22 protein-coding genes and 2 pseudogenes are annotated in these 25284 nt (G+C 72.7%); 18 read left to right on the top strand and 6 right to left on the bottom strand.

The window, feature by feature from the left end; genetic code table 11:
- Positions 1-9: 9 nt before the first annotated feature.
- Positions 10-801 carry an ROK family protein gene (locus tag C3V38_RS03760; protein ID WP_061228954.1) on the bottom strand — a complete coding sequence of 264 codons (792 nt, stop codon included), beginning with the start codon at positions 799-801 and terminating at the stop codon, positions 10-12.
- Between the two features lie 174 nt (positions 802-975).
- On the opposite strand from C3V38_RS03760, the gene C3V38_RS03755 reads away from it, so the two are divergent.
- Positions 976-1596 (top strand): malonic semialdehyde reductase, encoded by a 621-nt coding sequence (locus C3V38_RS03755; RefSeq protein WP_061228953.1) that lies wholly within the window; start codon positions 976-978, stop codon positions 1594-1596.
- Positions 1597-1654: 58 nt separating this feature from the next.
- On the opposite strand, the gene C3V38_RS17720 is transcribed toward C3V38_RS03755, so the two are convergent.
- Positions 1655-1792, bottom strand: a complete 138-nt coding sequence (locus C3V38_RS17720) for a hypothetical protein (protein WP_156482568.1) — start codon at positions 1790-1792, stop codon at positions 1655-1657.
- A 417-nt stretch (positions 1793-2209) separates the two neighbouring features.
- On the opposite strand from C3V38_RS17720, the gene clpB reads away from it, so the two are divergent.
- The 12 genes and pseudogenes from clpB (at position 2210) to C3V38_RS03690 (ending at position 16070) form a co-directional block, all read left to right on the top strand.
- Positions 2210-4774 (top strand): ATP-dependent chaperone ClpB, encoded by a 2565-nt coding sequence (gene clpB, locus C3V38_RS03745; RefSeq protein ID WP_061228952.1) that lies wholly within the window; start codon positions 2210-2212, stop codon positions 4772-4774.
- A 201-nt stretch (positions 4775-4975) separates the two neighbouring features.
- Positions 4976-5863 (top strand): sulfurtransferase, encoded by an 888-nt coding sequence (locus C3V38_RS03740; protein ID WP_082767722.1) that lies wholly within the window; start codon positions 4976-4978, stop codon positions 5861-5863.
- Positions 5864-5977: 114 nt separating this feature from the next.
- A complete protein-coding gene (locus tag C3V38_RS03735; protein WP_106385124.1) occupies positions 5978-8110 on the top strand; it encodes a hypothetical protein in 2133 nt (710 codons plus the stop codon).
- 166 nt (positions 8111-8276) lie between these two features.
- Positions 8277-8834 (top strand): orotate phosphoribosyltransferase, encoded by a 558-nt coding sequence (gene pyrE, locus C3V38_RS03730; protein WP_007629136.1) that lies wholly within the window; start codon positions 8277-8279, stop codon positions 8832-8834.
- Positions 8835-8840: 6 nt separating this feature from the next.
- Positions 8841-9623: a lysoplasmalogenase family protein gene (locus C3V38_RS03725; protein ID WP_106385123.1), complete on the top strand. Its 783-nt coding sequence runs from the start codon at positions 8841-8843 to the stop codon at positions 9621-9623.
- A gap of 68 nt (positions 9624-9691) precedes the next feature.
- The gene (locus tag C3V38_RS03720) at positions 9692-10486 is read left to right on the top strand and encodes an SDR family oxidoreductase (protein ID WP_106385122.1); all 795 of its coding nucleotides are present in this window, start codon (positions 9692-9694) and stop codon (positions 10484-10486) included.
- A complete protein-coding gene (locus C3V38_RS03715) occupies positions 10483-11166 on the top strand; it encodes an RNA methyltransferase (RefSeq protein WP_061228949.1) in 684 nt (227 codons plus the stop codon). Before C3V38_RS03720 ends, C3V38_RS03715 begins: the two co-directional genes overlap by 4 nt.
- Positions 11167-11197: 31 nt before the next feature.
- Positions 11198-11677 carry a DUF2975 domain-containing protein gene (locus C3V38_RS03710; RefSeq protein WP_061228948.1) on the top strand — a complete coding sequence of 160 codons (480 nt, stop codon included), beginning with the start codon at positions 11198-11200 and terminating at the stop codon, positions 11675-11677.
- Complete coding sequence (locus C3V38_RS03705) at positions 11677-11889, top strand: helix-turn-helix transcriptional regulator (protein WP_061228947.1); 213 nt, start codon at positions 11677-11679, stop codon at positions 11887-11889. The genes C3V38_RS03710 and C3V38_RS03705 overlap by 1 nt, the downstream gene beginning before the upstream one ends.
- 167 nt (positions 11890-12056) lie before the next feature.
- Positions 12057-13052: pseudogene (locus C3V38_RS03700) on the top strand (MsnO8 family LLM class oxidoreductase).
- Between the two features lie 179 nt (positions 13053-13231).
- On the top strand, positions 13232-14269 hold the full coding sequence (fbaA, locus tag C3V38_RS03695; RefSeq protein WP_061228946.1) for a class II fructose-bisphosphate aldolase: 1038 nt from the start codon (positions 13232-13234) through the stop codon (positions 14267-14269).
- A 211-nt stretch (positions 14270-14480) separates the two neighbouring features.
- Positions 14481-16070 carry an HNH endonuclease signature motif containing protein gene (locus tag C3V38_RS03690; protein ID WP_254426074.1) on the top strand — a complete coding sequence of 530 codons (1590 nt, stop codon included), beginning with the start codon at positions 14481-14483 and terminating at the stop codon, positions 16068-16070.
- 14 nt (positions 16071-16084) lie between these two features.
- Here C3V38_RS03690 and C3V38_RS03685 read toward each other — a convergent pair whose 3' ends face one another.
- The 3 genes and pseudogenes from C3V38_RS03685 to C3V38_RS03675 all read right to left on the bottom strand — a co-directional run bounded on the left by C3V38_RS03685 (position 16085) and on the right by C3V38_RS03675 (position 19997).
- Positions 16085-16549, bottom strand: coding sequence for a hypothetical protein (locus C3V38_RS03685; RefSeq protein ID WP_083324309.1), 465 nt, complete (start codon positions 16547-16549; stop codon positions 16085-16087).
- Between the two features lie 240 nt (positions 16550-16789).
- A complete protein-coding gene (locus C3V38_RS03680) occupies positions 16790-18508 on the bottom strand; it encodes an alkaline phosphatase (RefSeq protein ID WP_106385120.1) in 1719 nt (572 codons plus the stop codon).
- An 82-nt stretch (positions 18509-18590) separates the two neighbouring features.
- Positions 18591-19997, bottom strand: a pseudogene (locus C3V38_RS03675) (NAD(P)-binding domain-containing protein).
- A gap of 298 nt (positions 19998-20295) precedes the next feature.
- Between C3V38_RS03675 and C3V38_RS03670 the strand changes: the two are divergent.
- The gene (locus C3V38_RS03670) at positions 20296-20712 is read left to right on the top strand and encodes a DUF3151 domain-containing protein (protein ID WP_174705756.1); all 417 of its coding nucleotides are present in this window, start codon (positions 20296-20298) and stop codon (positions 20710-20712) included.
- Entirely contained in the window at positions 20669-21961 is a 1293-nt protein-coding gene (locus C3V38_RS03665; protein ID WP_106385118.1) for an FUSC family protein, read from the top strand. Before C3V38_RS03670 ends, C3V38_RS03665 begins: the two co-directional genes overlap by 44 nt.
- On the opposite strand, the gene C3V38_RS03660 is transcribed toward C3V38_RS03665, so the two are convergent.
- The gene (locus C3V38_RS03660; RefSeq protein WP_106386357.1) at positions 21906-22562 is read right to left on the bottom strand and encodes a hypothetical protein; all 657 of its coding nucleotides are present in this window, start codon (positions 22560-22562) and stop codon (positions 21906-21908) included. The genes C3V38_RS03665 and C3V38_RS03660 overlap by 56 nt on opposite strands.
- A gap of 56 nt (positions 22563-22618) precedes the next feature.
- On the opposite strand from C3V38_RS03660, the gene C3V38_RS03655 reads away from it, so the two are divergent.
- From C3V38_RS03655 to C3V38_RS03645, 3 genes are read left to right on the top strand one after another with little or no spacing between them, the layout of a single operon-like run.
- Entirely contained in the window at positions 22619-23470 is an 852-nt protein-coding gene (locus tag C3V38_RS03655; RefSeq protein ID WP_106385117.1) for a LamB/YcsF family protein, read from the top strand.
- Positions 23467-24321, top strand: a complete 855-nt coding sequence (locus C3V38_RS03650; protein ID WP_106385116.1) for an allophanate hydrolase subunit 1 — start codon at positions 23467-23469, stop codon at positions 24319-24321. The genes C3V38_RS03655 and C3V38_RS03650 overlap by 4 nt, the downstream gene beginning before the upstream one ends.
- Positions 24318-25214 carry a biotin-dependent carboxyltransferase family protein gene (locus tag C3V38_RS03645; RefSeq protein ID WP_106385115.1) on the top strand — a complete coding sequence of 299 codons (897 nt, stop codon included), beginning with the start codon at positions 24318-24320 and terminating at the stop codon, positions 25212-25214. Before C3V38_RS03650 ends, C3V38_RS03645 begins: the two co-directional genes overlap by 4 nt.
- The last annotated feature ends 70 nt before the right edge of the window (positions 25215-25284 follow it).

The raw sequence follows: 25284 nt of genomic DNA, 5'->3' as shown, positions 1-25284 counted from the left end.
GCGCGCGACTCAACGCATCTCCGGCAGCGCCAGCCCCGCTGCCACGGCCGCCCCGAACAGCGCCGTGTCCCGCGACGGCGAGTAGACCACGCGCGGGACGGGCACGGTGATCGGCAGGGACTGGAGCTGCTCGGCGACCGGCCCGTGCAGTGCCTCGCCCAGCCCCACGACGATGCCGCCGGCGAGTAGGACCGTCCGGGGGCGGAAGAGCTGGACGGCGTCCACGAGGAACGATCCGAGCCGGTAGGCGTAGATCTCGGCGGCGCCGTCGCCGTGCTCCCGCTCGAGGTCGTACAGGCCGTGCCCGCCCAGTCCCCACCACGCCTCGGTGTTGGTACCGTCGCCGACGATCCGCCAGTGCCCGAGGTCCCAGCCGGTGTGGCCGCACGGGTGGATGAGCGCGCCGTGGTGGTTGAGTGCGCCGAACGCCAGGGACGAGCCGAGGGAGATGGCGATACCGCCGAACTCGACGTCCGGGAGCCGCGTCAGCGCCAGGGCGTGGGCGTCACCGTCGCCGATGACCGAGACCGGCGCTTCGATCAGCGACACCAGCTCGGTGCGCAGGTCGCACTCCGCCCACGCGGCGGCGCGCGACATGACGACCCGCCCGCGGTCCGCGTCGACGTGGCCGTTCAGCGATACCCCGACCCCGGCGGGGGAGCGGTCGACGGCGAGGATCGCGGTGGCGAGATCCTCGGCGGTCGCGACCTCGGCACCGTGGACGCCCACCACGTTGCCGTCCACCACGGCACCGATCCGCGTCCCGCTGCCGCCGATGTCCACGACCACGCCGTTGCGCATCGCCGCACCTCCCTCTTTCGTGCCTACATTCTCACCACTTATTCGTAGCGGGTGCGCGGAGGGTTTGCCGCCGGTGACCGCGCGCCGGCCGGCACACAGGCCGCCGGCCGGGGTGTGGCCGAGATCATGCGGAGACCGGAGATCGGACGTCGCCGCGTGTCGTTAGTAGTAGACATGACCGCTACTTTCAACGCCCAGAACGCGCTCGCCCTCGACGAGCAGGCGCAGGACCTCCTATTCCGCGAGGCGCGCACGGCCAACGCCTTCACCGATGAGCCCGTCACCGACGAGCAGATCCGCGCGATCTTCGACCTGGTGAAGTGGGCGCCCACCTCCATGAACATCCAGCCTCTGCGCGCCATCGTCATCCGATCGGAGGAGGCCAAGGCCCGGCTGCTCCCGCTCCTCGCCGAGGGTAACCGCGCAAAGACCGCCGCGGCCCCGGCCGTCGCGCTGCTCGCGGCCGACATCGACTTCCACGACGAGCTGCCCACGCAGTTCCCGCACTTCCCCGGTGCGCGCGATCTGTTCGCCGGTGACGAGGACGCCCGCGTGAGCACGGCCGAACTCAACGCCGGGCTGCAGATCGGCTACGCGATCATCGGGATCCGTGCCGCCGGCCTCGCGGCGGGTCCGATGACCGGCTTCGACGCCGAGGCGATCTCCCGCGAGTTCTTCCCCGACGGCCGCCACCGCGTGCTCATGGCCATCAACATCGGCAAGCCGGCCGAGGAGGGTGCCTGGTTCGACCGGCTCCCGCGGCTCGGGTACGACGAGGTCGTCGAGACCCTCTGACAGAGCTCTTCTCCACCTCTCCGACGGGCCGGGCGCTGCGGCGCCCGGCCCGTCGGCGTCATCCGGCGGTCGTCCAGGCGAGGACGTCGACGGCCCAGACGATGTCTCCGATGACCCCCGGCGGCGCGCCGATGGTCGACACGGGGATCTCACGCCCGCACGGCCAGTGGGCGATGTGTCCGCTTTCGGTGGTCATCACGGCGTAGTCGAGGTCGGCCCGGAGCCCGGCCGGCGGCGAGTGGTCCTCGGGCCGTCGCGGCGACCATTCCCCGCGCAGCGGCCGGGGCGCGCCCGGGATGGTGGTGTCCCGGTGCTCGGCGGGGACCTTTTCCAGCAGTGAGGGGGGTCGTGCCGACCACGGCCAGCGCGATCGCGATCGGCACGACCACCGCGAGGACGTAGATGACGAACCTGGTGGCGCGGGCCACCGGACTGTAGTGGAGTCTATTCAGTTGTGGACATTCGTTCACATCAGTCCGCGGTCCTTGTGGCGCGATCTCTGACTTGAGTGGAATAGACTCAACCCGACAGTCGTTGTAGAGGGTGTCCGGCAGTGAACAACTCCGGTATTGATTCCAGTACGCTCAACACTACGCCTAGAAAGGACCGGTCGATGAGCCAGTTCAACCCCACGACCAAGACTCAGGCGGCTCTCTCGGCCGCCGTCCAATCCGCGTCCGCGGCGGGTAACCCGGATGTGCGACCCGGGCACCTGCTCGTCGCCCTGCTCGAACAGCAGGACGGGATCGCCACCCCCCTCCTCCAGGCCTGCGGGGTGGACCCGCAGCTCGCCCTGACCCAGGCCAAGGCCCTCGTCAGCGGATACCCCAAGGCGTCGGGCTCGGGGATGGCCGCCCCCAACTTGAATCGCGACGCCCTCGCCGTCGTCAACTACTCCCAGGCCCTCGCGGCGGAGATGGGCGACGACTACGTCTCCACCGAACACGTCCTGGTCGGCATCGCCGCAGGTGGCGCTCCTGGCGCCACAAACGCAGACGCGGCCAAGCTCCTGAACGAGCTCGGCGCCACCGAGGACGCGCTCAAGCAGGCGTTCACCGCAGTCCGCGGCAACACCCGCGTGACCACGGAGAATCCCGAGGACCAGTACCAGGCGCTCGAGAAGTACGCCACGGACCTCACCGCCCGCGCGCGGGAGGGCAAGATCGACCCGGTCATCGGGCGCGACTCGGAAATCCGCCGCGTAGTTCAGGTCCTGTCCCGCCGCACCAAGAACAACCCCGTACTCATCGGTGAACCCGGCGTCGGCAAGACCGCCATCGTGGAGGGCCTGGCCCGCCGCATCGTCGCCGGGGACGTCCCCGAGTCCCTCAAGGGCAAGACCCTGCTCTCGCTGGACCTGGGCTCGATGGTCGCGGGCGCGAAGTACCGCGGCGAGTTCGAGGAGCGGCTCAAGGCCGTGCTCGACGAGATCACCGCGGCCGAGGGCCAGATCATCACGTTCATCGACGAGATCCACACGATCGTCGGCGCCGGCGCGACCGGCGAGGGCTCGATGGACGCCGGCAACATGATCAAGCCGATGCTCGCCCGCGGCGAGCTGCGACTGGTCGGCGCCACGACCCTCGACGAGTACCGCAAGTACATCGAGAAGGACGCGGCCCTCGAGCGCCGCTTCCAGCAGGTGTACGTGGGTGAGCCCAGCGTCGAGGACACCGTCGGCATCCTGCGCGGGCTCAAGGAGCGCTACGAGGTCCACCACGGCGTGCGCATCACCGACTCCGCCCTGGTCTCGGCCGCCACGCTCTCGGACCGCTACATCACGCAGCGGTTCCTGCCCGACAAGGCGATCGACCTGGTCGACGAGGCCGCCAGCCGGCTCAAGATGGAGATCGACTCGCGCCCCGAGGAGATCGACGCCGCCGAGCGGATCGTTCGCAGGCTGGAGATCGAGGAGGTCGCTCTGCAGAAGGAGACCGACGCCGCGTCCAAGGACCGGCTGGTCGCCCTGCAGGCCGAGCTCGCCGACGCCAAGGAGAAGCTGTCCGAGCTGACCGCCCGCTGGCAGAACGAGAAGACCGCCATCGAGGGCGTGCAGCGGATCAAGGAGGAGCTCGACGCCCTGCGCACCGAGTCCGATAAGGCCGAGCGCGACGGCGACTACGCCCGCGTGGCCGAGATCCGCTACGGACGGCTGCCCGAGCTGGAGAAGCAGCTCGCGCAGGCGGAGGAGAGCGAGGCCGCGGCCGGCGCGATGCTCAAGGAGGAGGTCGGTCCCGAGGACGTCGCCGAGGTCGTCTCCGCCTGGACCGGGATCCCCGTGGGCAAGATGCTCGAGGGCGAGACCGAGAAGCTGCTGCGGATGGAGGACGAGCTCGGCCGCCGGGTCGTCGGTCAGCACGAGGCCGTGCGGGCCGTGTCCGACGCGGTCCGCCGCGCCCGGGCCGGGGTCGCCGACCCCAACCGGCCCACCGGCTCGTTCCTGTTCCTCGGCCCGACGGGCGTCGGTAAGACGGAGCTGGCCAAATCACTGGCCCAGTTCCTGTTCGACGACGAGCGCGCCATGGTCCGGATCGACATGAGCGAGTACTCGGAGAAGCACTCGGTCGCGCGACTCGTCGGTGCCCCTCCGGGCTACGTCGGCTACGAGGCCGGCGGCCAGCTCACCGAGGCGGTGCGCCGCAGGCCGTACACGGTCGTCCTTCTCGACGAGGTGGAGAAGGCTCACCCGGACGTCTTCGACATCCTCCTGCAGGTCCTCGACGACGGTCGCCTGACCGATGGTCAGGGACGCACGGTCGACTTCCGCAACACCATCCTCATCCTCACCTCGAACCTGGGCGCGGGCGGCACGCGGGAGCAGATGATGGACGCGGTCAAGCGGGCGTTCAAGCCGGAGTTCATCAACCGACTGGATGACGTGGTGGTCTTCGACGCCCTCAGCGAGGAGCAGCTGGAGTCGATCGTCGACATCCAGATCGACCAGCTCGCCGAGCGGCTGAAGGCCCGGCGACTGGTGCTCGAGGTCGACGAGGCCGCCAAGGGCTGGCTGGCCCGGCGCGGCTACGACCCGGCCTACGGCGCGCGCCCGCTGCGTCGACTGGTGCAGAAGTCGATCGGCGACCGGCTGGCCCGGGCGCTGCTCGCCGGCGAGGTCCGCGACGGCGACACCGTGCGCGTCTCGCTGGCCGAGGACGGCGAGACGCTCCAGCTGAGCTGAGCCGATGCGGCGCCCGACGGGCCCGGTCACCGGAACGCGGTGACCGGGCCCGTCTCGTCGAGAAGCGCGTTCCGTACCCGCCGATCCCGGGCGATGTGCACGGAACGTACTTGTCGACGAGCCGCGCCGGATGGCGTGAAGCCTGTCACCGCAGCCGGATCGGGCCGCCCACCACGCCGCCGTACGAACTATCCTGGCCACGTGACCAGCGACACCGTCCTCTCGACCACTCGTCCCGACAGCCCCCTTCTCGTCACGGCGCGCGAGCTGATCAACGACGTCTCCAACCTGCCGGTCCCGCCCGTCATCCTCGACGTGCGCTGGCAGCTCGGTGACGCGCTCGGGCGCGAGCATTACTGGTCCGGCCACATCCCCGGCGCGCAGTATCTGGACCTGCCGGGCGACCTCGCGGGCCAGCGCAACGTCCGCGAGGGTCGGCACCCTTTGCCCTCGCCGGAGGACTTCGAGGACGCGATGCGCCGCGTCGGTATCGACAACGACAGTCGCGTGGTGATCTACGACGACCTCGGCAACACCTCGGCCGCCCGCGCCTGGTGGCTCATGCGGTGGGCCGGCAAGAAGGACGTGCACCTGCTCGACGGCGGTCTCAAGGCGTGGATCGCGGAGGGTGAGGACCTCGCCGTGGGGCCCGGCAACCCGGTCTCGCGCGGGAACTTCACGTTCGACCTGGATCACATGCAGACGGTCGGCATCGAGGAGGCCGCCCACTGGCCGGAGCGGGGCGTGCTCATCGACGCGCGCACGCCGGAGCGCTACGAGGGCCGCACCGAGCCGATGGACTCGCGCGCCGGACACATCCCGGGCGCGGTGAACCTGCCCACGATGAACTTCATCGACGACCGCGGCCGATTCCTGCCGTCGGAGAAGTTGCGGGAGATGTTCGCCGAGGTGGGCGTGTCCGAGGGCGACGACGCGGTCGTGTACTGCGGGTCCGGAATCCACGCGTGCCACACGTTGGCGGCGATGGAGGTCGCGGGTCTCGACGCGGGGCGTCTGTTCCCGGGTTCCTGGTCGGCGTGGTCGGCGGACCGCAAGCGCCCGGTCGCGATCGGCCCGGACCCCCGCTAGTCACCCCCTCCGGCCGGTCCGGGCGCGGTTCACAGCCGCACACGGGACCGGGAGGGGCCCACGCGCCGCGCCACCTGGACGGGCGTGTCGGTCGCGCTGACTACCCTTCAGGGCATGGTCTGGATCTGGTTCCTCGTGGCCCTCGTGCTGCTCGTCGCGGCGATCGCCCTGCTACGCCTGGACGCCAAGCAGCGCGGCGGTGGCGCCGGGCGTGGCGTGTCACGCGACGCGGGGCGTTCCGGCGCTGGTGTCCTTCCGCCCGCGGTGGGGGGCGGAGCCGCTGCGGGGGAGACGTCCGGGGTCGATGACGACGACGAGGACCCGCACACGGCCGCGCCGGCGGACGGGGCCGATCGGGAGCCCGGGTCCGCGGATCGGTCGGGGGAGCCTGTTCTCGCGCCGTTCCAGCGGTCGCACGGGGCGGACGTCCCGGGCACGGTGGCCACGACCCGCGAGGAGCCCGAGCCCGACCCCGAGTTGCAGCCCGAGCTGGAGCCCGAGCCCGAGCCCGAGCCCGAGCTGCGGCCCGGCCTCGCGCCGCTCGATCCGACCGAGCCGACGGTGGAGTCGTCGCCGCGGTTGCTCGACAAGGTGCGTGCGCTCCTTCCGGCGCGTCGGCAGCGGGGGGCCGCCCCGGTGTCGGTGGAGCAGGTGCCGGCCGACCCGCTGGCGGATTCGCCGGTGGTGCGTTGGCTCGAGGATCGCGAGTTCGAGCCGACGCCGACGCCGGCTCCGGAGTTCCGGCACGGCGACTTCGCGGGCGGACTGGCTACGCTCGGCACGGTCTCGCACGGCGTGTTCCGCGGGCGTCGGGCGATCATGGGCGTGACCGGCGGGCGCACGGTGCTGGCGCTACGCCGCGACACGGCCTCCGACGTGGTGCTGGACCTCAGTCGCCCGGACGTCGACGCCGAGCCGGGCTTCCACGATGCCGGCGAAGTGGGTGCGCTGGAGGCGCGGACGTCGGACTACGGGCGGTTGGACCTCATCGACCGCGACCGCCTGACGGAAGCCGTCCGCGAGGTGCCCGCCGACGTGCGCCGCGTCTGGGCGGAGGGCGAGTGGGCGGCCGCGACGATCGACGGTGTCGACGACCCGTCGTCGTGGGATGACGTGGTGATGGCCCTGCACGGGGTGGCCGACGTGCTGGCGCCGTTCCCGCCGATCGGTGGCCGGGCCCGCGCGCTGCCCGCGGAGATCGATCCGGGCGCTCCCGCTGCCGCCGCGGGCCCCGAGGCCGACCCCACCGTCGGCATGGACGGCGAGGTCGGCACGGGCACTCACGGACTCCCCGCGGCTGCGGGGCTGCCGGGGTCCGAGAACCTCGTCGTCGTCGACAACGACCGCGGCGAGACCGGCAGCGACACCACGCGCAGTGGCCCCGCGCCCGTCCGGGCCGACGCCCCCACCGACAACCCCACCTCTGACGCGACCACCACCGACGCCACCCCCACCGGCGACGAACCGGCGGACGACGAGCCGGCGGACGACGAGCCGGTCGCACCGGTGCCGGAACCGCGCCGCACCGGCCACCTCCGTCTGGTCCCGGACCGGTCGGGCGCGCGCGACCTGACCGACGTGCCCGTCGTGGCCGACCGCGGCGACACGGTGCTATCCGCCGACAGCGACGTGCCCGCCGACGCGGCGACCGCCGCCGACGCCGCCGAGCCTGCCGAGACCGACACGGACTCCGGCGAGGCGCCCGCCCCGGAGCCGGACCCCTTCGCCGAGATCATGGACATCACAGGCCCGGCCCCCGCGCGCGGCGACGTCGCGGCCGACCACCTCGCGCCCCGGCCGCCGCTGTCGCGGCCGAGCCGGGGCATCGGGCAGGCCTACCCGGAGGACGCCTCGGTGCCGCCGCTCGCCGCGGGTGCGTACAGCGGCGAGGCGGCCATCAAGCCGCTCGGCTCGGAGGACGACGAGGACGAGATCCGCGACGAGGTCGAGCGCTTCGACGCCGCCCGCATCGACGGCGGCTCCGACCTCGGGCGCGCACCCGCCGGCCGCCACGGAGCGGGTGCCGCGGAGAGCGCGGAGGACACGGGCCGGCTCTCGGTCGCTGAGCTCGCCGCGAAGGTGGGCGCCACACCCTCGACGGGCCGCCGCCGCCGACGCCGCGCGGAGGACGACGAGCAGCCCGCGCACGCCGACGGTGGCGAGGCCGGCGGCCGCGAGCGATCGGGCGTTGACCCCGACGTCGAGCAGACCGCCCGCCTCCACCTCCCGCCCGACATCAGGGACTGACGCCGGCCGCGGCGCCCGGCCCGGGCACAGGCCGACCGGGCGTTGCGGTCAAACCGGTCGTGACGTGGTGCGATCCGCGGCCGACTAGAGTCGGGACCACCACCGGCGGCGCCTAGCCCGACCGCCGGACCCACCGTGTCCACTCACCCTGCCCGCGAGGAGTCCCATGACCGAGCCCGCCCCCGTCGACGCCCAGTCCCGCGCGCGCCTGTCCGAGCTGGTCGCGGAGTTGGCCGTCGTCCACGGTCGCGTCACCCTGTCCTCGGGGCGCGAGGCCGACTACTACGTGGATCTGCGCCGCGCGACGCTGCACCACGAGGCGTCGCCGCTGATCGGCCGCCTGCTGCGCGAGCTCACCGCGGACTGGGACTTCGACGCCGTCGGCGGGCTCACCCTCGGCGCGGATCCGGTGGCCACGGCGATCATGCACGCGCCCGGCCGCCCGGTCGACGCGTTCGTCGTGCGGAAGGAGGCCAAGAAGCACGGCATGCAGCGCCGCATCGAGGGCCCCGACATCGTGGGCCGCCGCGTGCTGGTGGTGGAGGACACCACGACCACCGGCAACTCGCCGCTCACCGCCGTCGCCGCCCTGCGCGAGGCGGGTGCGGAGGTCGTGGGCGTGGCCACGGTGGTGGACCGCGCGACCGGGGCCGACGACGTGATCCGCGCGGAGGGCGTGGAGTACCGGGCGCTGCTGGGCCTGACCGACCTGGGATTGGAGTGACCTGAGGTGACGAACAAGACGACGACGACCACGACGACGACGAGGTCCGCCCTCGGCCGCGTGCGGCAGGCGCTGACAGAGCGCGCGGGCGTGCTCACGGACACGACCCGCCCCGAGGGGCCGGCGTTCCTCGCGGCGGCCGCGAGTACGGAGATCGCCAAGGCCACCGGCGTCGGTGCGCTGGAGAAGCTGTCCAAGCCGCTCATCGTGCCGGCGGCGCTGGCGATCGCACTGCGGGACGGCCGGGCCCTCTCGGCGGTCGACACCGCGCTGCTGTCGGCCACCGGGGCGGCGTACACGACGGGCGACGTCATCCTCATGCTCGGCGACGGGCACGCCAGCCGGGACGTGGGCAGATTGGCCGCGGGGGCGGCGGCGTTCGCGACCGGCCACCTCGCGCTGGGCGCGCTCATGCTGCGTTCTGGCCTGCGGTTCAAGCCGGTGCCGTCGGCCATCCACGGCGTGGTCGCCGGGGCTGCCGCCGCGGTTCTGCTGTCCGAGGGGCGGGAGAACGCCCCGCTGGCCGCGTACGGCGGGCTGCTCGCGACGCTGTCAGCGCTGGCGACCTCGGTCGACCGCTCGCACGGCCCGGCCGCGTCGGTGCTGTCGGTGGCCGGCCCGGTGTTCCTGCTCAGCGACTCGCTCATTCTCGCGCGCCGCAAGGTGAGGGGCGGCACGGTGCCGGCCCGCGCCCTGGACGTCGGCGTGATCGACACCTACGCGACGGCCGCGCTGCTCCTGCTCACGGGCACCGCCGCCGCGGCGCGCCACGCCGGGAGCCGGGCGTGAGCGCGGCAGCCGCGGCGAGCGGCCCTGGCGCCGGGAACGGCCAAGGGCCCGGGGGCGGAACGGCGGCCGTGCGCACCGTCCTCGTCACGGGCGCGGGGCGGGGGATCGGCGAGGCCACGGCCCGCCGGTTCGCCGACGCGGGGTACCTCGTCGGCGCGTACGACCTGCAGCCGTGTGCGTGGGCCGAGGGCGACGACCGGTTCGTCACCGGCGCCCTCGACGTCACCGATCCCGCCGCGTGGGAGGCCGCCCTCGCCGAGCTCACCGCCCGCAGCGGCGGCGCGCTGGACGTGCTCGTCAACAACGCCGGGCTGCTGTACGGCAGCCCGTTCATGGACGCGAGCTACGAGAAGGATTCGGCCCTGGTCGACGTCAACGTCAAGGGCGTGCTCTACGGCTGTCGCGCGGCGTTCCCCTACCTCCGGGCCGCATCCGCGCCGACGGTGGTCAACCTGTGCTCGGCGTCGGCGATCTACGGCCAGGCGGAGATGGCCACCTACTCGGCCACCAAGTTCGCCGTCCGCGGCATCACGGAGGCCCTCGACCTGGAGTGGGCCGCGCACGGGATCCGCGTGTGCTCGGTGTGGCCCCTCTACGTGGGCACCGAGATGCTCTCGGGCGTCAACACCGCGGGCATGCGCAACATGGGCGTGCGTCTGACCGAGGGCGACGTCGCCGGTGAGATCCTCGGACTCGCCGAGCAGACCCGGCGCACGCCGCGCGGACTGCTCGGTCGGATCCGCGGAACGTTCGGCCGCGAGGTCCACCGCCCGGTCGGCGCCCAGGCCACCGCGATGTACCTCGCGTCGCAGGTCGCGCCGGGACGACTCACCCGGCTGACCAACAAGCGCCTCACCTCGTGACGGAGGCCGCGGCCGGGTCGGCGGAGCCCGGCGAGCCCGCGCCCGGGCCGACCGAGTGGGGCGACGGCGCGGTCGGCGTGGGTCCGTGGGAGGTCGAGCACCCCGGCGAGCCCCGCCCGTCAGGCGAGACCTGGGACCCCGAACTGCTCGACGCCGGCGACCGCCGCAACGTCGTGGACCGATACCGCTACTGGCGGCGCGAGGCGATCGTCGCCGACCTCGACACGCGCCGGCACCCGTTCCATGTGGCGATCGAGAACTTCGGCCACGACGCCAACATCGGCACCGTCGTCCGCACCGCCAACGCCTTTCTGGCCGCCGAGGTGCACATCGTAGGCCGACGCCGCTGGAACCGCCGCGGTGCCATGGTCACCGACCGCTACCAGCACCTGCGGCACCACGATGACGTCACCGCGCTCATGGAGTGGGCCGCGACCGAGGGGTTGCCGGTCGTCGCCGTCGACAATCTCCCCGGCGCCGAGCCGCTCGAGGCGGTGAGCCTGCCGCGCGAGTGCGTCCTGCTGTTCGGGCAGGAGGGGCCCGGCGTCAGCGACGACGCCCGCCTGCGGGCCGCGCGAACAGTGTCGATCGCGCAGTTCGGCTCAACCCGGTCGATCAACGCGGGCGTGGCCGCCGGCATCGCCATGCACGCCTGGATCCGGGAGCACGCCGCCTATTGATTGTCGATAGGTTTCGGCCCATGGTCATTGCATGAACATCGAAAGGCGGGCGGTCCTGCCGCTCCGAACCCTCCTCGGGGTGCTGTTCGCCGTGCTCCTCCTGCTGGAGGTGATGTCGCTGCCGGGTCAGTTCGCCCACATGGCAGAGACGAACTCCGAGTCCGCGCACCTGCGGTGGCCGCTCACGGCCGTGTCGATCTACTGGGTGGTGTGTATCCAGGTCGTGGTGGTGGCCACCTGGAAACTGCTCTCCCTCGTCGAATCCGACCGCATCTTCACCGACGCCTCCATGACGTGGGTCGACGTGATCCTCGGGGCGATCGCCGCCGCCTGGGCCATGCTCGTGGTGGTGCTCGCGCTGGTCGGATTCACGGCGGATGATCCCGGCCTGCCGCTGCTGCTCTTCGTCGTCGTCGTCATCATCACCGTCGCGGCGCTGCTCATGGTCGTCCTGCGCGCCCTCCTCCGGCAGGCCACCGGACTGCGCTCCGAGATGGACACGGTGGTCTGATGTCGATCGTCGTGCGGATCGACGTGGAGCTCGCCAAGCGCAAGATGAGCGTCGGCGAGTTCGCGGAGAAGGTCGGCCTGACGCCCGCCAACGTGTCGGTGCTGAAGAACGGGCGCGCCAAGGCGGTGCGGTTCAGCACGCTCGAGGCGATCTGCCGTGCGCTCGAGTGTCAGCCCGGTGACCTGCTGGAATGGGTGGAGGACGTGGAATGAGGCGCGCGGTGCGGTTTGTTCTGGCGTTGGCCGTCGTCCTGGCGTTGCTCGCGCTCGGCGCGCTGCGCTGGCGAGGGGTGGATTAGGGCGCGGGTCCCGGGACTGGGTCCCGCCTCGTTTCCGCGCCGGGCCCGCCTCGTTTCCCGCGCCGGCGCTACGGTGGGGGCGTGGCACCCACCGATCTGCCGGACACCCTCCGGTTGTCCCTGCTGGATCGGTCCCGGACCCGTCACGGCGAGTCCCACGCCTCGGCGGTCGAGTCGACACTCCGGCGCGCCGAACACGCCGACCGCCTGGGTCTGCACCGGTACTGGACGGCCGAGCACCACGCGGTGCCCGGCATCGCGAGCGGCAGCCCGCCGCTGCTCATCGCGGCCGCCGCCGCCCGCACCGAGCGCATCCGCCTGGGTTCCGGCGGGGTGATGCTGCCCAATCACCGCCCGCTGGTCGTGGCCGAGCAGTTCGCCGTGCTCGAGGCCATGCACCCGGGCCGCATCGACCTCGGCGTCGGCCGGTCGCTCGGCTTCACCGCCCCGGTCCGCGAGGCGCTCGGTGTGAGCGAGTACGACACCGACGCGTTCGACCGCGACATCGCCGCCGTGCGGGACTTCCTCCACGGCCGCGGCCCGGTCACCGCGCTGCCGGTGGTGGAGGACCCGCCACCGATGTTCGTCCTGGCCACCGGCCGCGGCCTGGGGGTCGCCGCGCGCGCCGGTCTGCCGGTCGTCGTCGGCGGTCCGCGCTTGCTGGCCGACCCGACGCCGCTGGAGCGCTACCGGGAGGCGTTCCGGCCGGACGGGGCCGACTCCGAGCCCTATGTGGTGATGAGCCTCGAGGTGATGATCGCCGACTCGACCGACGCGGCCCGTGAGTTGCTGTTGCCGGAGGCGTGGGCGATGGCCGAGTCGCGCGAGACCGGCGCGTTCGGACCGCTTCGGCCGGTCGAGGAGATCCTGGACCGGAAGTTCCGGCCCCAGCAACTACGGCGGATGGAGGAGTGGATGGGCACCGCCGTGCACGGAGACGCGGAGAAGGTGGCCGGGGAGATCGCCGCACTCGTGGAGCGCACGGGCGCCGACTAGATCATGGCGTCGACGTCCACGTACGACCGGGACGCGCTCGCGCGGGCCGACGAGGCGTTCGCCGCGCTGCTCCCCGGATGACATACGGGCGGCCCAGGGGCGGTGCCGCCCCCGCCCTGTCGAGGGCGGTGTCGCGCGGCTCCCGGGTGCGCGGGGTGGGGCTGGCCTAGGCTGGGAGGTGTGCGCCCGCCGTCACGGGCGGCGCCGGCGCCCCGGCCGAGGCCATCCGCACCAAGAACTGAACCACCGGAGGAGACCCCATGCCCATCGCAACTCCCGAACAGTACAAGGACATGCTCGACCGAGCCCGCCGGGAGGGTTTCGCCTACCCCGCGATCAACTGCACCTCCTCGGAGACCATCAACGCCGCCATCAAGGGCTTCGCGGACGCGGGTTCCGACGGCATCATCCAGTTCTCCACCGGTGGCTCCGAGTTCGGCTCCGGTCTGAACGTCAAGGACATGGTCACCGGCGCGGTGGCCCTCGCCGAGTTCGCCCACGTGGTGGCGGCCAAGTACGACATCCTCGTGGCTCTGCACACCGATCACTGCCCCGAGGACAAGCTCGACACGTTCGTCCGTCCGCTCATCGAGATCTCGCAGGAGCGCGTCGACCGCGGGGAGAATCCGCTGTTCCAGTCGCACATGTGGGACGGCTCGGCCACCCCGCTCGACCGCAACCTCGAGATCGCCAAGGAGCTGCTCGAGAAGACGGCCAAGGCCAAGCAGATCCTCGAGATCGAGATCGGCGTCGTCGGCGGCGAGGAGGACGGCGTCGAGAACGAGATCAACGAGAAGCTCTACACCACGCGTGAGGACTTCGAGGCGACCATCGACGCGCTCGGCGCCGGCAACACCGGCCAGCGCTACCTGCTGGCCGCGACCTTCGGCAACGTCCACGGCGTCTACAAGCCGGGCAACGTCAAGCTCAAGCCCGAGGTCCTCAAGATGGGCCAGGAGGTCGCGGTCGAGAAGCTGGGCCTGAACGAGGGTGACCTGCCGTTCGACTTCGTCTTCCACGGTGGTTCCGGCTCGGCCAAGAGCGAGATCGAGGAGGCGCTGAGCTACGGCGTCATCAAGATGAACGTCGACACCGACACGCAGTACGCCTTCACCCGGCCCGTCGCCGCGCACATGTTCACCAACTACGACGGCGTGCTCAAGGTCGACGGCGACGTCGGCAACAAGAAGACCTACGACCCCCGCTCGTACCTCAAGAAGGCGGAGCAGGCCATGTCCGAGCGCGTCGTCGAGGCGTGCAACGACCTGAAGTCGGCGGGCAAGTCCAAGGGCGCCTGACGCCCTGACTCGCCCGGCTCGCCCTGTCGGTTCGGTTCGGTAGGCCCGGTAAGCCCGGACAGCGGCGCTCCTCCCGTGTGGGAGGGGCGCCGCTGTCGTCGGCGGGCATGACGGGTGGCGGCTGTATCGAACCCTTGTGTGATGAATGGCACGCCGGTAGAATCGATCACAGGTTCGAGTGAGGATGCGGCGCGGGCGGGGGGTGACCGGGGTGGATACGACGACGACGAGGGCGTTCGGTCTCGGCGCGCTGCGCGCGGTGGGGGAGCCGTTGGAGTCGTTGGACGCCTCGGCGCTGAGCGAGGTGGCGCGGTCGGTGACGCTGGCGCAGAACCTGGCCGGGGCCACCCGGCTACATGCCGCGCATCTGCTGGTCGAGAGCTTCACAGCGCTGGACGAGGCCACCCACGGCGGCCCCGGTGCCGATACCCGTCCCGCGCACGCCCGCCTGGACCCGGCCGACCGGGCCCGCCACCACCTCACGGCGGCGATGGCCCTGACCGGCTGGCACGCCCGCCACCTGGTCACCGCCGGCGTGCAGATCCACACCCGCCTGCCCCGCCTGCGCGAGGCCGTCGAGCGGGGGCTGCTGCCCGAGCAGTTGGCCATCGACGCCGCCTGCCGCCTGGCCGGCATTCCCGACGACATCATCGGCGGTGTCGAATCCGATGTCGTGGCCCGCCTGACCCGCGACCTGGCCGGCGGTCACCGACCGAGCCGCACCGCCCTGGACACCACCGTCGACGCCTCCCGCGAACGCCACGACCCCCAAGGCGCCGGCGATGCCGTCGACGCGGCCGCCGACAAGCGCACCGTGCGGTTCCGCCCCGAACGCGACGGCATGACCAGCATGTGGGCCCACCTGCCCTCCGGCGACGCCGAGAAACTACGCCGCCGCATCGACGCCGTCGCCCGCGCCGCCGCCGAGTCCGGCCATCCCCGCACCCGCAACCAACTACGCGCCGACGCCCTGGTCGCCCTCGGCGATCCCAACACCACCGACATCGCCGACCCCCTACCCGACCACCCCGCCGACGCCGGCACGGCCGCCGCCGCCGCCGACGCCGCCGCCGCCGACGCTGGCGCTGGCGCGGGTCGTGCGCGGCCTGGGGCTTCGTGGGGCACCGACCAACCGATCCGCATCTCCGTGATCAACAGCATCACCCGGGGCATGCCCAACCGCGTCGAGTTCGTCACCGGCGCCTACGCCAGCTTCGACTGGCTCTGCGAGGAACTGCTCTCCGGCGGCGACGCCAAGGTCCGGTTCGAACTGCTCGACCCGCAACCGGGCACCGAGGACACCCCCGAGGCGGCGCTGAAGTACCGCATCAGCCCCGCCCTGGCCGAACGGATCCGCCTGCGCGACGGCACCTGCCGCCACCCGGGGTGCACCGTCGACGCCCACGACTGCGAGATCGACCACGTCATCGCCTTCGACCACCAGCGCCCCGAGCTCGGCGGGCCCACCGCCGAGTGGAACCTGGTGTGCCTGTGCCGCAAGCACCACCGGGAGAAAACCTTCGGCCACTGCGCCTACCGACCCGGACCCCTCGGCGAGCTGACCATCATCACCGAGACCGGACACGAACACCACACCCGACCCCACGGCCCCCTGGCCCAGGCCCGCGACCGCATCCTCGACCACCGCTGGCACCACCACCTCGACCGCCTCATCGCCGACGACGGCCACCTCACCAACCCACCCGGCGCCGAACGCGCCCTGCGCGCCACCTCCCGCGGCGACAGGCCGGAGCAGCCGACGTCGCCGGAGCGCCCAGAACGCCCAGGGCGGCCGGCGTGACCGGGCGGAGCCGATCAGCCCGGCTGCTGGCCCTCGGGCACCGAGCCCATTCCGACCCCGGGCTGGCACAGCTTCCAGGCGCCGTCCTCGTCGCGCATCCGCACCTGCTCCGGACCGGACCCGTCCGACTCGGATTCGACCGTCGCCATCGCTTCCGCGCCGCCGTCCGCGATCTCGACCCCGGTCACCTCGAGGTCCTCCGGGAACGAGCCCGCGATCGACTCGCGGAACATCGAATCGAGATCCGGCCCCGTCGCCTCGCTCGACGCGGTGATCGTGTCCACCAGCTCCTGCGGGACCCGGTTCTCCGCACACATATGACTGTTGAACTCGTCGAACGATTCCGCCGAGCTCATCTGCTCCAGCGTCTCGGCCACAGCCCGCTCGGCCCGCCCCGACGACGACAACGGCCCGGCCAGGAACACCCACGCGACCGCGGCGACCACGACCAGCGCCACCACGGCCACCGTCGCGAGCACACCACCCCGACCCGGGCGACCGCCCCGCCCGCCATCCGACGGACGTGCCCCACCCCCCGGGCCACCGCCCGGCTGCCCCCCGGGACCCGGATCTCCGGCGGGGGGCTGCTGGCTCGTCGTCGTCATCCGCTACTCCAAAGACACCCGTCGCGGCCCCGGACGGGCCGCGTCGACCCGCCACGGTAGCCGACCGACCTGAAATTCAGGGGAGGGACAGGGGCCCCGGGCGCCCGCCGACGCTCAGGGCAGCGGACCCGCCGGCTCCAGACGGTCCGAGCCGTGCGGCGAACGCCAACTGGCCATGGGATACGCGCCGCTCGCCGGGTCCTCGCGCGCGACGAGCGCCCAGAAGTCGGCGTGCGCGTAGCCGGTCGTGAACTCGACCACCGTGAAGCCGTGGCGGTCGAGGTCGGCCCACCGCACGTGGCGGTTCACACCGGTCAGCGCGCCCTGCGCGGCCTGGGAGAGGGGATTGCCCTCCGGCATGCCCACCATGTCGTTGATGTTGTTGCTCGTGACGGACGGGGTGACGAACTCGACCGCGCCCGTGCCGGCGCCCGGATAGTCGGCGGCGTCGAGCGGAACCTCGTTCGCCCACGACGTGTGGATGTCGCCGGTGAGGAAGACGTGGTTACGGTGGCCGGTCGCCCGGATCACCTCGAACAGGCGGCGGCGCTCGCCGGCGTAGCCGTCCCACTGGTCGGAGTTGTAGGTGATGCCCTCGCGCGGAATGCCGAGCAGCTCGGTGAGCGCGCCGGTTGTCCGCACGTCCAGGGGCGGGATCAACACAGGGGTGACCATGACCGAGTTCCCGATGACGCTCCAGCGGGCGGTCGACGACGCCAGCCCACGGGCCAGCCAGTCGAACTGCTCGGCGCCCGTCATGGTGCCCGTCTGATCGGTCGCGCGGCCGTTGAAGCGGCCCGGATCTTCCGAGCGGTACGAGCGCAGGTCGAGCATGCTCAGCTCGGCCAACGCGCCCCACCGCAGGCGCCGGTAGAGGTGCCCGCCGTCGCGCAACGACTCAGGCCGCACCGGCATCCACTCGAAGTAGGCCTGCGCGGACGCGGCCTTGCGGTCGGCGAACGGACCCTCGTGCGGCTGATGGTTCTCGGCGCCGTGCTCCCACGAGTTGTTGGCCACCTCGTGGTCGTCCCACGTGCAGATCCACGGCACGTGCGCGTGCAGGGACTGCAGGTCGGGGTCGGTGCGGTACTGCGCCAGGCGGATCCGGTAGTCGGCCAGGGTGACGATCTCGTGCGGCGGATCGTGCGGGCGGACCGCGCCGGCGGCGGCCGTGTACTCGCCGCGGCCGTACTCGTAGATGTAGTCGCCGAGTTCGATGATCGCGTCCAGGTCGCCACGCGCCTCGAGGTGGCGGTAGGCGGCGAAGAACCCGGCCTCCCAGTTGGAGCACGACACCACGCCGACGCGCCAGCGGCCGGTGGAGGGCATCGCACCGTCGGCTGGGGCGGTGCGCGTGCGGCCGGTGCGTGAGGTCTGGCCGAGTGCGTGGAACCGGAAGTGGTACCACCGGTCCGGCGCGAGGCCTGCGCAGTCGAGCTTGACGGTGTGGTCGCGGCCGGCGTCGGTGGTGACCGTGCCCGATCGGACGATGGTGGCGAAGCCCGGGTCGGTCGAGACCTCCCAGTCGACGACGACGAGGTCTCCGATCCCGGACCCCGGGGCCGCCTGCTCTGTCGGCGTGACGCGCGTCCACAGGATGACGCGGTCCGCCATCGGGTCGCCGGACGCGACGCCGTGCCGGAACACCGTCGAAGCGGGCCCACCCGCGGCGTCCCCGGTGGCGGGTCCGCCCGCCGCGGCGGACGCCGACGCGGCGCGACCGGTGAGGGCCCCGGCGCCGACCGCCGCCCCGGCCAGCGCCCCCGCCCGCAGGAGGGAGCGCCGGCCGAGGCCCGCGCGGGACCCGGAGGGATCGGCAACAGAGTCGGTCATGTGACCAGCGTGACCGATCGACCGCCCCCGCGCCCCGGTTATCGCCGAGGCGTCATCGAGTGTTCATCCCCGGGTCCGGCGGTCAGCGCGTGGTGGACTCGGCGGGCGCGCCGTCCACGACCATCTGCTCCAGCTCGCTACGCGTGGGGGTCGACAGGTATCGCACCATCGAGTCGTCCAGTTCGCGCAGCCACGGTGTGTGATGCTCGGCGGCCATCGTGCCGGTCATGACCGAACGGTGCGGCTTGTCGCGGTAGGTGAGGATGTTGGCGGCCTTGTCGTCCTTCCACGCGAGAAAGATCCGGACGACCTCGTCGAGGTCGAACTCCGGGTAGTCGGTCGCGTCGATGAGGTCGCGGATGTAGTCGGCCTGGAACCGCACCTCGTCGGCGTCACCGTCGAGCTTCTGGAAGCGGTCGCGCCAGGCCCGCATGTGCGCGGCCCGGTCCTGCGCCGACGGCAGCGGCGTACGCCCGAGGATGAGGTCGCGGACGTATCAGGCCTGCGCGTCGAACATGTTGAACGTGAACCACTGGTCCTGGGCGCCGAGGTAGTACACGCGCGGGTTCTTCTGCCACACCACGCCCCGGTACAGGCCGGAAGGGTAGATGTTGTTCGGCGACTGCAGTGCGAGGTCGGCGGGCAGGAACGGATACTTGTGCAGGTAGCCGGTGCACAGGATCACCGCGTCGAACTCCCGCGTCTCGCCGCCCGTGAAGTGGACCGTGCTGCCGTCGAAGCGGTCGATGAGCGGCAGCTCCTCCATGCCGTCCGGCCAGTCGTAGCCGATCGGCCGGGTGCGGTAGGACATCGTCACCGAGCGGGCGCCCATCTTGAACGCCTGCACGCCGATGTCCTCGGCGGAGTAGGAGGCGCCGACGAGCAGGACCCGCTTGTCCGCCAGGTTCTCGGCGCCGCGGAAGTCGTGGGCGTGCTGGACCGAGCCGGGGAAGGTGTGGATGCCCTCGAACCCGGGCACGTTGGGGAAGCTGAAGTGGCCGGTGGCGACGATGATGCGGTCGAACTCGGAGGTGGTGGTGCGGCCCGAGCGGAGGTTCTCCACGGTCACGGTGAAGTTGTCCTGGTCGCGGTCGTAGTCCACCCAGCGCACGGCCGTGGAGAACTGCACCTGGTCCTTGACCTTCGATCGGCGCACGCGGCCGTCGATGTAGTCCCACAACACTTCGCGCGGTGGGTAGGACGGGATCGGCCGGCCGAAGTGCTCGTCGAAGGTGTACTCGGCGAACTCCAGGGCCTCCTTCGGGCCGTTCGACCACAGGTTGCGGTACATCGAGGAGTGCACCGGCTCGCCGTACTTGTCGATCCCGCTGCGCCAGCTGTAGTTCCACTGGCCGCCCCAGTCGTCCTGCTTCTCGTAGCAGACGATCTCGGGGATCGAGGCGCCCGCGCGCTGCGCGGACTCGAAGGCCCGCAGGGCGGCGATGCCGCTGGGGCCGGCTCCGAAGATGGCGATTCGTTGATTAGACAACTACATTCCTTCCGGCCGTCACCGGCCTCTCGTTCGTCTCGGGCAGAGACGTTCGGTGGAGGCGGGGCGTCGGCGGAGGGGGCTCCGCGCGCTCCGGGCCTCGACACCGGACCATCGACCCCGCGTCGCGGCGGCGGTCAGTGCGGCCTGCGGCAACGCGACCGCGACGCCCGTCGTGGGGCGCCGCAGGGCTCTCACCATAGCAAACGCTCGCCGTGCGCTCTCCGGTCGGTCGCCCGTCCCGCGCCCGTTCGCCCGCCGGGGGAACGGAGGCGGCAATTCGTGGACAATGGTCGGCATGACCCAGTTCGGAGATCTCCTCGGCCCCCCGCCCACCCGTCTGACCGGCGATCCGGAGGCGGAGGACGCCCTCGCCGCGGGCGAGGACCCCCTCAGGGTCGCAGCCGACCATCCGGCGGCGTCGATCGCGTGGGCCGAGCTCGCCGAGCGCGCACTCGACGCCGGCGACGCCGTGACCGCGTACGCCTTCGCCCGAACCGGCTACCACCGCGGGCTGGATCAGCTGCGCCGCCACGGCTGGAAGGGCTTCGGCCCGGTGCCGTACGACCACGAGCCGAACCGCGGATTCCTCCGCGCGGTCGCGGCGCTGGCCCGAGCCGCGCAGTCGATCGGCGAGGAAGACGAGTACATCCGTTGCCTGGACCTGATCAATGAGTCGGACCCGCACGCCGCCGCGCCTCTCGGCCTGGCGTGACCGCCTGGACGCCCGCGCGCTGGGCGTCTACGCGGCGCTGCCGGTTCCCCTGAGGACGCGGACCCGGCGACTGGCGTACGCGTTCCTGCCGATCCTGCAGTGCGGCCTGGCCGCCGGGATCGCGTGGTACATCGCGTTTGACGTGCTGGGCCACCCCGCCCCGTTCTTCGCGCCCATCGCGGCGGCCATCGCTCTGGGCACCGGGATGGGCCGGCGGGTTCGCCGCGGTATCGAGCTGGTGATCGGCGTCGTGGTGGGCGTCGGCCTGGGCGATCTGATCATCGCGCAGATCGGCTCCGGACCGTGGCAGATCGCCGCGGTCGTGGTGCTGGCGATGTCGGCGGCCGTGTTCCTCGACCGGGGCGCGCTCGTGGGGACGCAGGCGGCGTCGTCGGCGATACTCGTGGCCACGATCCTGCCGCCCGGCTCGGCGGGTGGTTACGAGCGGATGGCGGACGCCGCCGTCGGCGGTGTCGTCGCACTGGTGGCGATGTCGCTCGTTCCCGTGCACCCGCTGCGGCGCGCCCGGCGCGAGGCGGCGTCGCTGCTCGGCGTGGCCTCGTCGGTCCTGGCGGAGGTCGCCGAGGGCCTGGACCGCCGCGACTCCGACCGCATCCGCGAGGCGCTGCAGGACGCCCGCGACACCCAGCCGGCGATCGACGCGTTGGAGGAGCAGCTCGCGGGGGCCCGGGAGCTGGTGCGGATCTCGCCGTTCTACCGCCGGCGCCGTCCGGAGGAGGTGGAGCTGAGCCGGATCCTCAACCCGCTCGACAACGGCATCCGCAACATCCGCGTGCTGGCGCGGCGGGCGATCGTGGCCGTGGACGACCAGGTCGACGTCCCGCCCGCGCTCAGTTCACTGCTGGCCGCGCTCGCCGACGCGGTGGAGCTGCTCGCCCAGCGGGTGGCCGCCGACCCCGACGCACCCGGTGCCGCGACGGTGCTGCGGGAGTTGCGCGCGGTGTCGGCGCGGGCCAAGCGGGAGCTGGTGATCGGCTCCGGCATGACAGAGATGGTGATGCTCGCCCAGATCCGGTCCATCCTCGTGGACGTGATGCAGGTGGCGGGCCTGAGCAAGATCTCGGCACTGGCCACGCTGCCGCCGACGGTGCGGACGCCGGCCGTGTCGCCGGAGCTGCTCAAGGAGGAGTGGCCGGATTCGCCGGACCGGCCCGCGCCGGAGATGCCGCCGTTCAGGGCGACACGAGCCTCCATGGCTCGGTATGACGGTAGAAGGTCGTCCTCTTGATGGCCCTCCGGCCGGTGACCCCGTCGCGGGTGAGAAGGCCGGCCTCGGTCCCCAGCTGGACCGCGCGGGCAGCGAGCCACGGCCGTCGTCGCAGCCAGCGGGGGCGGGCGGCCGTGGCGACGACGCCGGGCAGGTCCGGCGTCGGGCGGACGGTGAGGGTGTCGATCTCGCCGGAGAAGACCCGGTTGTCGTCGGCGTAGGCCTCGCCCACCAGGTGGCCCCCTTCGGGGCCGCGGACGGTGGCCTCGCCCACGAGCGCGGTCCCGGTGTCGTCGCGCACGAGGGGTACCTCGCGGGCACTGCCCCGGACGCCGAGCTTGGCGGCCTCCGAGCCGGTCGGCAGGCCGTACGCCTTGGTGGCCGGTGTCGGTTCGTCGGCGACGTACGCGATCTCCATGTCGAGATTCTCGGTGCGCATGAGTCGGGTGAGGAGCGCGGCCAGTCCGGCGTCGCTGCCGCACACGACCAGCCGGCGGCGGGTGCCGACCTCGGAGAGCGCGCGCGCGACCTCGTCCTTGGTGGGGACCGCACTGACCTCGATGCGGGGGTGTTCGCCGAGGACCGTCGGGACCGGCGCGGAGCCGCAGCGGATGACGATCATGACCTCCATCATGACCGCAGCCGCCGGAGGTGGCGAACCTGGGGCAGGATGGAGGTGTGCAAGCACCGGCGCACGACATCGATCGCGGCAGCATCGATCTCAACTGCGACCTCGGGGAGGCCCGCCGCGGCACCCCGAGGTGGGCGGCCTCGCTCGCGCCCCACGCGGGGCCCGATCCCGACGACGCCGCCCTGCTGGCCGTGGTGACCTCCGCCAACGTCGCGTGCGGCTTCCACGCCGGCAACCGGCCCACGATGAACGCGACGGTCGTCGCGGCCGCCGGGCGGGGCGTGGCCGTGGGCGCGCATCCCTCGTACCGCGACGCGGAGAACTTCGGTCGCGTCGATCACGACCTCGGTCGCGAGGAGGTCGCCCGCATCGTGGCGTTCCAGCTGATCGAGCTCGACATGGCCGCGCGACGCCACGGCTCGCGGGTACGTTACGTCAAGCCCCATGGGGCCCTCTACAACCGCATCGTCCACGATCGCGAGCAGGCGGCCGGTGTCGTCGACGCGGTCCTGGCCTACGCCGCGGTCGCCGACGAGGACCCGCTGCCGATCCTCGGCCTGCCCGGTGCGGCGGTCCTGACTGAGGCCGAGAAGGCGGGCGTGCGGGCCGTGACCGAGGCGTTCGCCGACCGCGGGTACCGACCCGACGGCACCCTCGTGCCGCGCGGCGAGCCGGGAGCCGTCATCACCGACGCCGACGAGGTCGCCGCCCGGGTGGTGGCCATGGCCACGGGGCGGGAGATCACGGCCTCGGACGGCTCGCCGGTCGTCGTCGAGGCCGCGTCGATCTGCGTTCACGGGGACACCCCTGGAGCCGTCGACCTGGCGCGCCGGGTGCGGTCGGCTCTCGTGGCCTCCGGCGTGTCGTTGGCGCCGTTCGCGCCGGCGGGGGAGAGATGACGACGACGAGTATCCGCCGCTGTGGAGAGGCCGCGCTGCTGCTCGAGTGTGCGGGTCTGGCAGAGGCGGTGCAGCTCGCCGGGAGGGTTCGCGGGTTGCGGCCGGAGGCCGTCGACGTGGTCGCGGCGGCCCGCACCGTGCTGGTGACCGCGCGGGAGGCCTCGGCGCTGCCCGGGCTGCGGCGGCGGGTCGAGGCCCTCCTCTCCGAGGAGCCGCCCCCCACCCAGAATCCGCTACCCGGGGACCGGATCCGCTACCCCTATGCGGGTAGCGGATCCGGAGGGGGAGTAGCGGATCCTGGGGCCGCGGGCGGGGTCGGGGCCGCTGGCGGGGTCGGGGACGCTGGCGGGGTCGGGGCCGCGGGTGGGGCGGCCGAGGTGATCCTCGACGTCCGCTACGACGGGCCCGACCTGCACGCCGTCGCCGACCTGGCCGGGCTGTCGACCGAGGCGTTCGTGCGGACCCACACGGCAATCGCCTGGCGGGCCGCGTTCGGCGGGTTCGCGCCCGGATTCGCCTACCTCGTGGACGCGCGGGAGCTCGGCGCTCGCAACCCGGACGCGCGCGGAGGCGAGCAGCGCGTCCACGCCGAGCCGCGACCCCTGCCAACCGTTCCACGGCTTCCGTCCCCGCGGGCGCGGGTGCCGGCCGGGTCGGTGGGCCTGGCGGACCGGTTCTGCGCCGTCTATCCCGGTGCGTCGCCCGGCGGGTGGCAGCTCATCGGCACCACCGACGCCCGGCTCTGGGACGTCGACCGCTCCGACCCGGCCCTGCTGACGCCCGGAACGGTCGTGCGGTTCCGCGACGCCGGCGGCTCCGGCGGCCCCGGTCACCCGGGCGCGGACCGATGAGCCTGCTGGTCCTCCGGGCCGGGCCCGCCGTCCTCCTGCAGGACCTCGGCCGCCCCGGACACGCCGACCTCGGGGTGACCGCCTCCGGGGCCGCCGACCGCGCCGCCGCCGCCACCGCTCTCCGGGCCGTCGGCACCGACCCCGCCGCCGCGGTGCTCGAGGTGCTGCTCGGCGGGCTCAGCGTCCTCACGGACGCCCCCGCGATCGTGGCGGTCACGGGGGCGGACGCCCTCGTCGTCGTCGTCACCCCCGACGGATCCCGACGCACCGCCGCCACCGGCGACGTCCTCCGCCTCGACACCGGGTCCACGCTGGAGATCGGCCGGCCCGTCGCCGGGGTGCGCAGCTACGTGGGCGTGCGCGGGGGGATCGACGTGCCGCCGGTGCTGGGCAGCCGATCCCGTGACACCCTGTCCGGGCTCGGCCCGCCGCCCGTCACCGTCGGGGACGTCCTCGACGTCGGCGACGCGGTCGTGGGCCCGTGGGCGGACGGATGGCAGGCGGCCGTCGGCGGCACCGACGCCCGCCAACCCGTCGACCTCGATGTCATCCCGGGCCCGCGCGACGACCTCTTCCCACCCGAGGCGTGGGACGTCCTCGCGGCGACCGGCCACGTCAGCGGCCACGCCGACCGGGTGGGCGTGCGCATCGACCCCGCCCGGCCCGTACCGCGACTGTCCAGGGGCGAGATCCCCAGCGAGGGCATGGTGCGCGGCGCCGTCCAGATCCCCGCCGACGGCCGCCCCGTCGTGTTCGGCCCCGACCACCCCGTCACCGGCGGCTACCCCGTGATCGGCGTCCTCACCTCCCACAGCGCCGACCGGATCTCGCAGCTCCTGCCCGGAACGCCCGTGAGACTGCACAGGGCGCGGGGGGGTCGGCGACTAGGGTGAGAGCGGTCAGAAGACTAATCTGGAGTGCTGGTGTGCGCGGAATCACGAGAAGGTGTCCGTCCCTCACCGT

The organism is Dietzia sp. oral taxon 368 (assembly GCF_002999155.1).
GTDB classification, from domain to species: Bacteria; Actinomycetota; Actinomycetes; order Mycobacteriales; family Mycobacteriaceae; genus Dietzia; species Dietzia cinnamea.
The sequence above is the reverse complement of the archived record's forward strand: the minus strand, read 5'-3'. Positions and strand labels throughout refer to the sequence as shown.

What these genes read in the sequence shown, in the direction of transcription:
- C3V38_RS03710 (WP_061228948.1), top strand. Translation starts at nt 11,198, where the DNA reads ATGAACATCGAAAGGCGGGCGGTCCTGCCGCTCCGAACCCTCCTCGGG.
- C3V38_RS03735 (WP_106385124.1), top strand. Translation starts at nt 5,978, where the DNA reads ATGGTCTGGATCTGGTTCCTCGTGGCCCTCGTGCTGCTCGTCGCGGCG.
- C3V38_RS03680 (WP_106385120.1), bottom strand. Translation starts at nt 18,508, where the DNA reads ATGACCGACTCTGTTGCCGATCCCTCCGGGTCCCGCGCGGGCCTCGGC.
- C3V38_RS03760 (WP_061228954.1), bottom strand. Translation starts at nt 801, where the DNA reads ATGCGCAACGGCGTGGTCGTGGACATCGGCGGCAGCGGGACGCGGATC.
- C3V38_RS17720 (WP_156482568.1), bottom strand. Translation starts at nt 1,792, where the DNA reads ATGACCACCGAAAGCGGACACATCGCCCACTGGCCGTGCGGGCGTGAG.
- C3V38_RS03705 (WP_061228947.1), top strand. Translation starts at nt 11,677, where the DNA reads ATGTCGATCGTCGTGCGGATCGACGTGGAGCTCGCCAAGCGCAAGATG.
- C3V38_RS03650 (WP_106385116.1), top strand. Translation starts at nt 23,467, where the DNA reads ATGACGACGACGAGTATCCGCCGCTGTGGAGAGGCCGCGCTGCTGCTC.
- fbaA (WP_061228946.1), top strand. Translation starts at nt 13,232, where the DNA reads ATGCCCATCGCAACTCCCGAACAGTACAAGGACATGCTCGACCGAGCC.
- C3V38_RS03645 (WP_106385115.1), top strand. Translation starts at nt 24,318, where the DNA reads ATGAGCCTGCTGGTCCTCCGGGCCGGGCCCGCCGTCCTCCTGCAGGAC.
- clpB (WP_061228952.1), top strand. Translation starts at nt 2,210, where the DNA reads ATGAGCCAGTTCAACCCCACGACCAAGACTCAGGCGGCTCTCTCGGCC.
- C3V38_RS03660 (WP_106386357.1), bottom strand. Translation starts at nt 22,562, where the DNA reads ATGATCGTCATCCGCTGCGGCTCCGCGCCGGTCCCGACGGTCCTCGGC.
- C3V38_RS03670 (WP_174705756.1), top strand. Translation starts at nt 20,296, where the DNA reads ATGACCCAGTTCGGAGATCTCCTCGGCCCCCCGCCCACCCGTCTGACC.
- C3V38_RS03665 (WP_106385118.1), top strand. Translation starts at nt 20,669, where the DNA reads ATGAGTCGGACCCGCACGCCGCCGCGCCTCTCGGCCTGGCGTGACCGC.
- C3V38_RS03755 (WP_061228953.1), top strand. Translation starts at nt 976, where the DNA reads ATGACCGCTACTTTCAACGCCCAGAACGCGCTCGCCCTCGACGAGCAG.
- pyrE (WP_007629136.1), top strand. Translation starts at nt 8,277, where the DNA reads ATGACCGAGCCCGCCCCCGTCGACGCCCAGTCCCGCGCGCGCCTGTCC.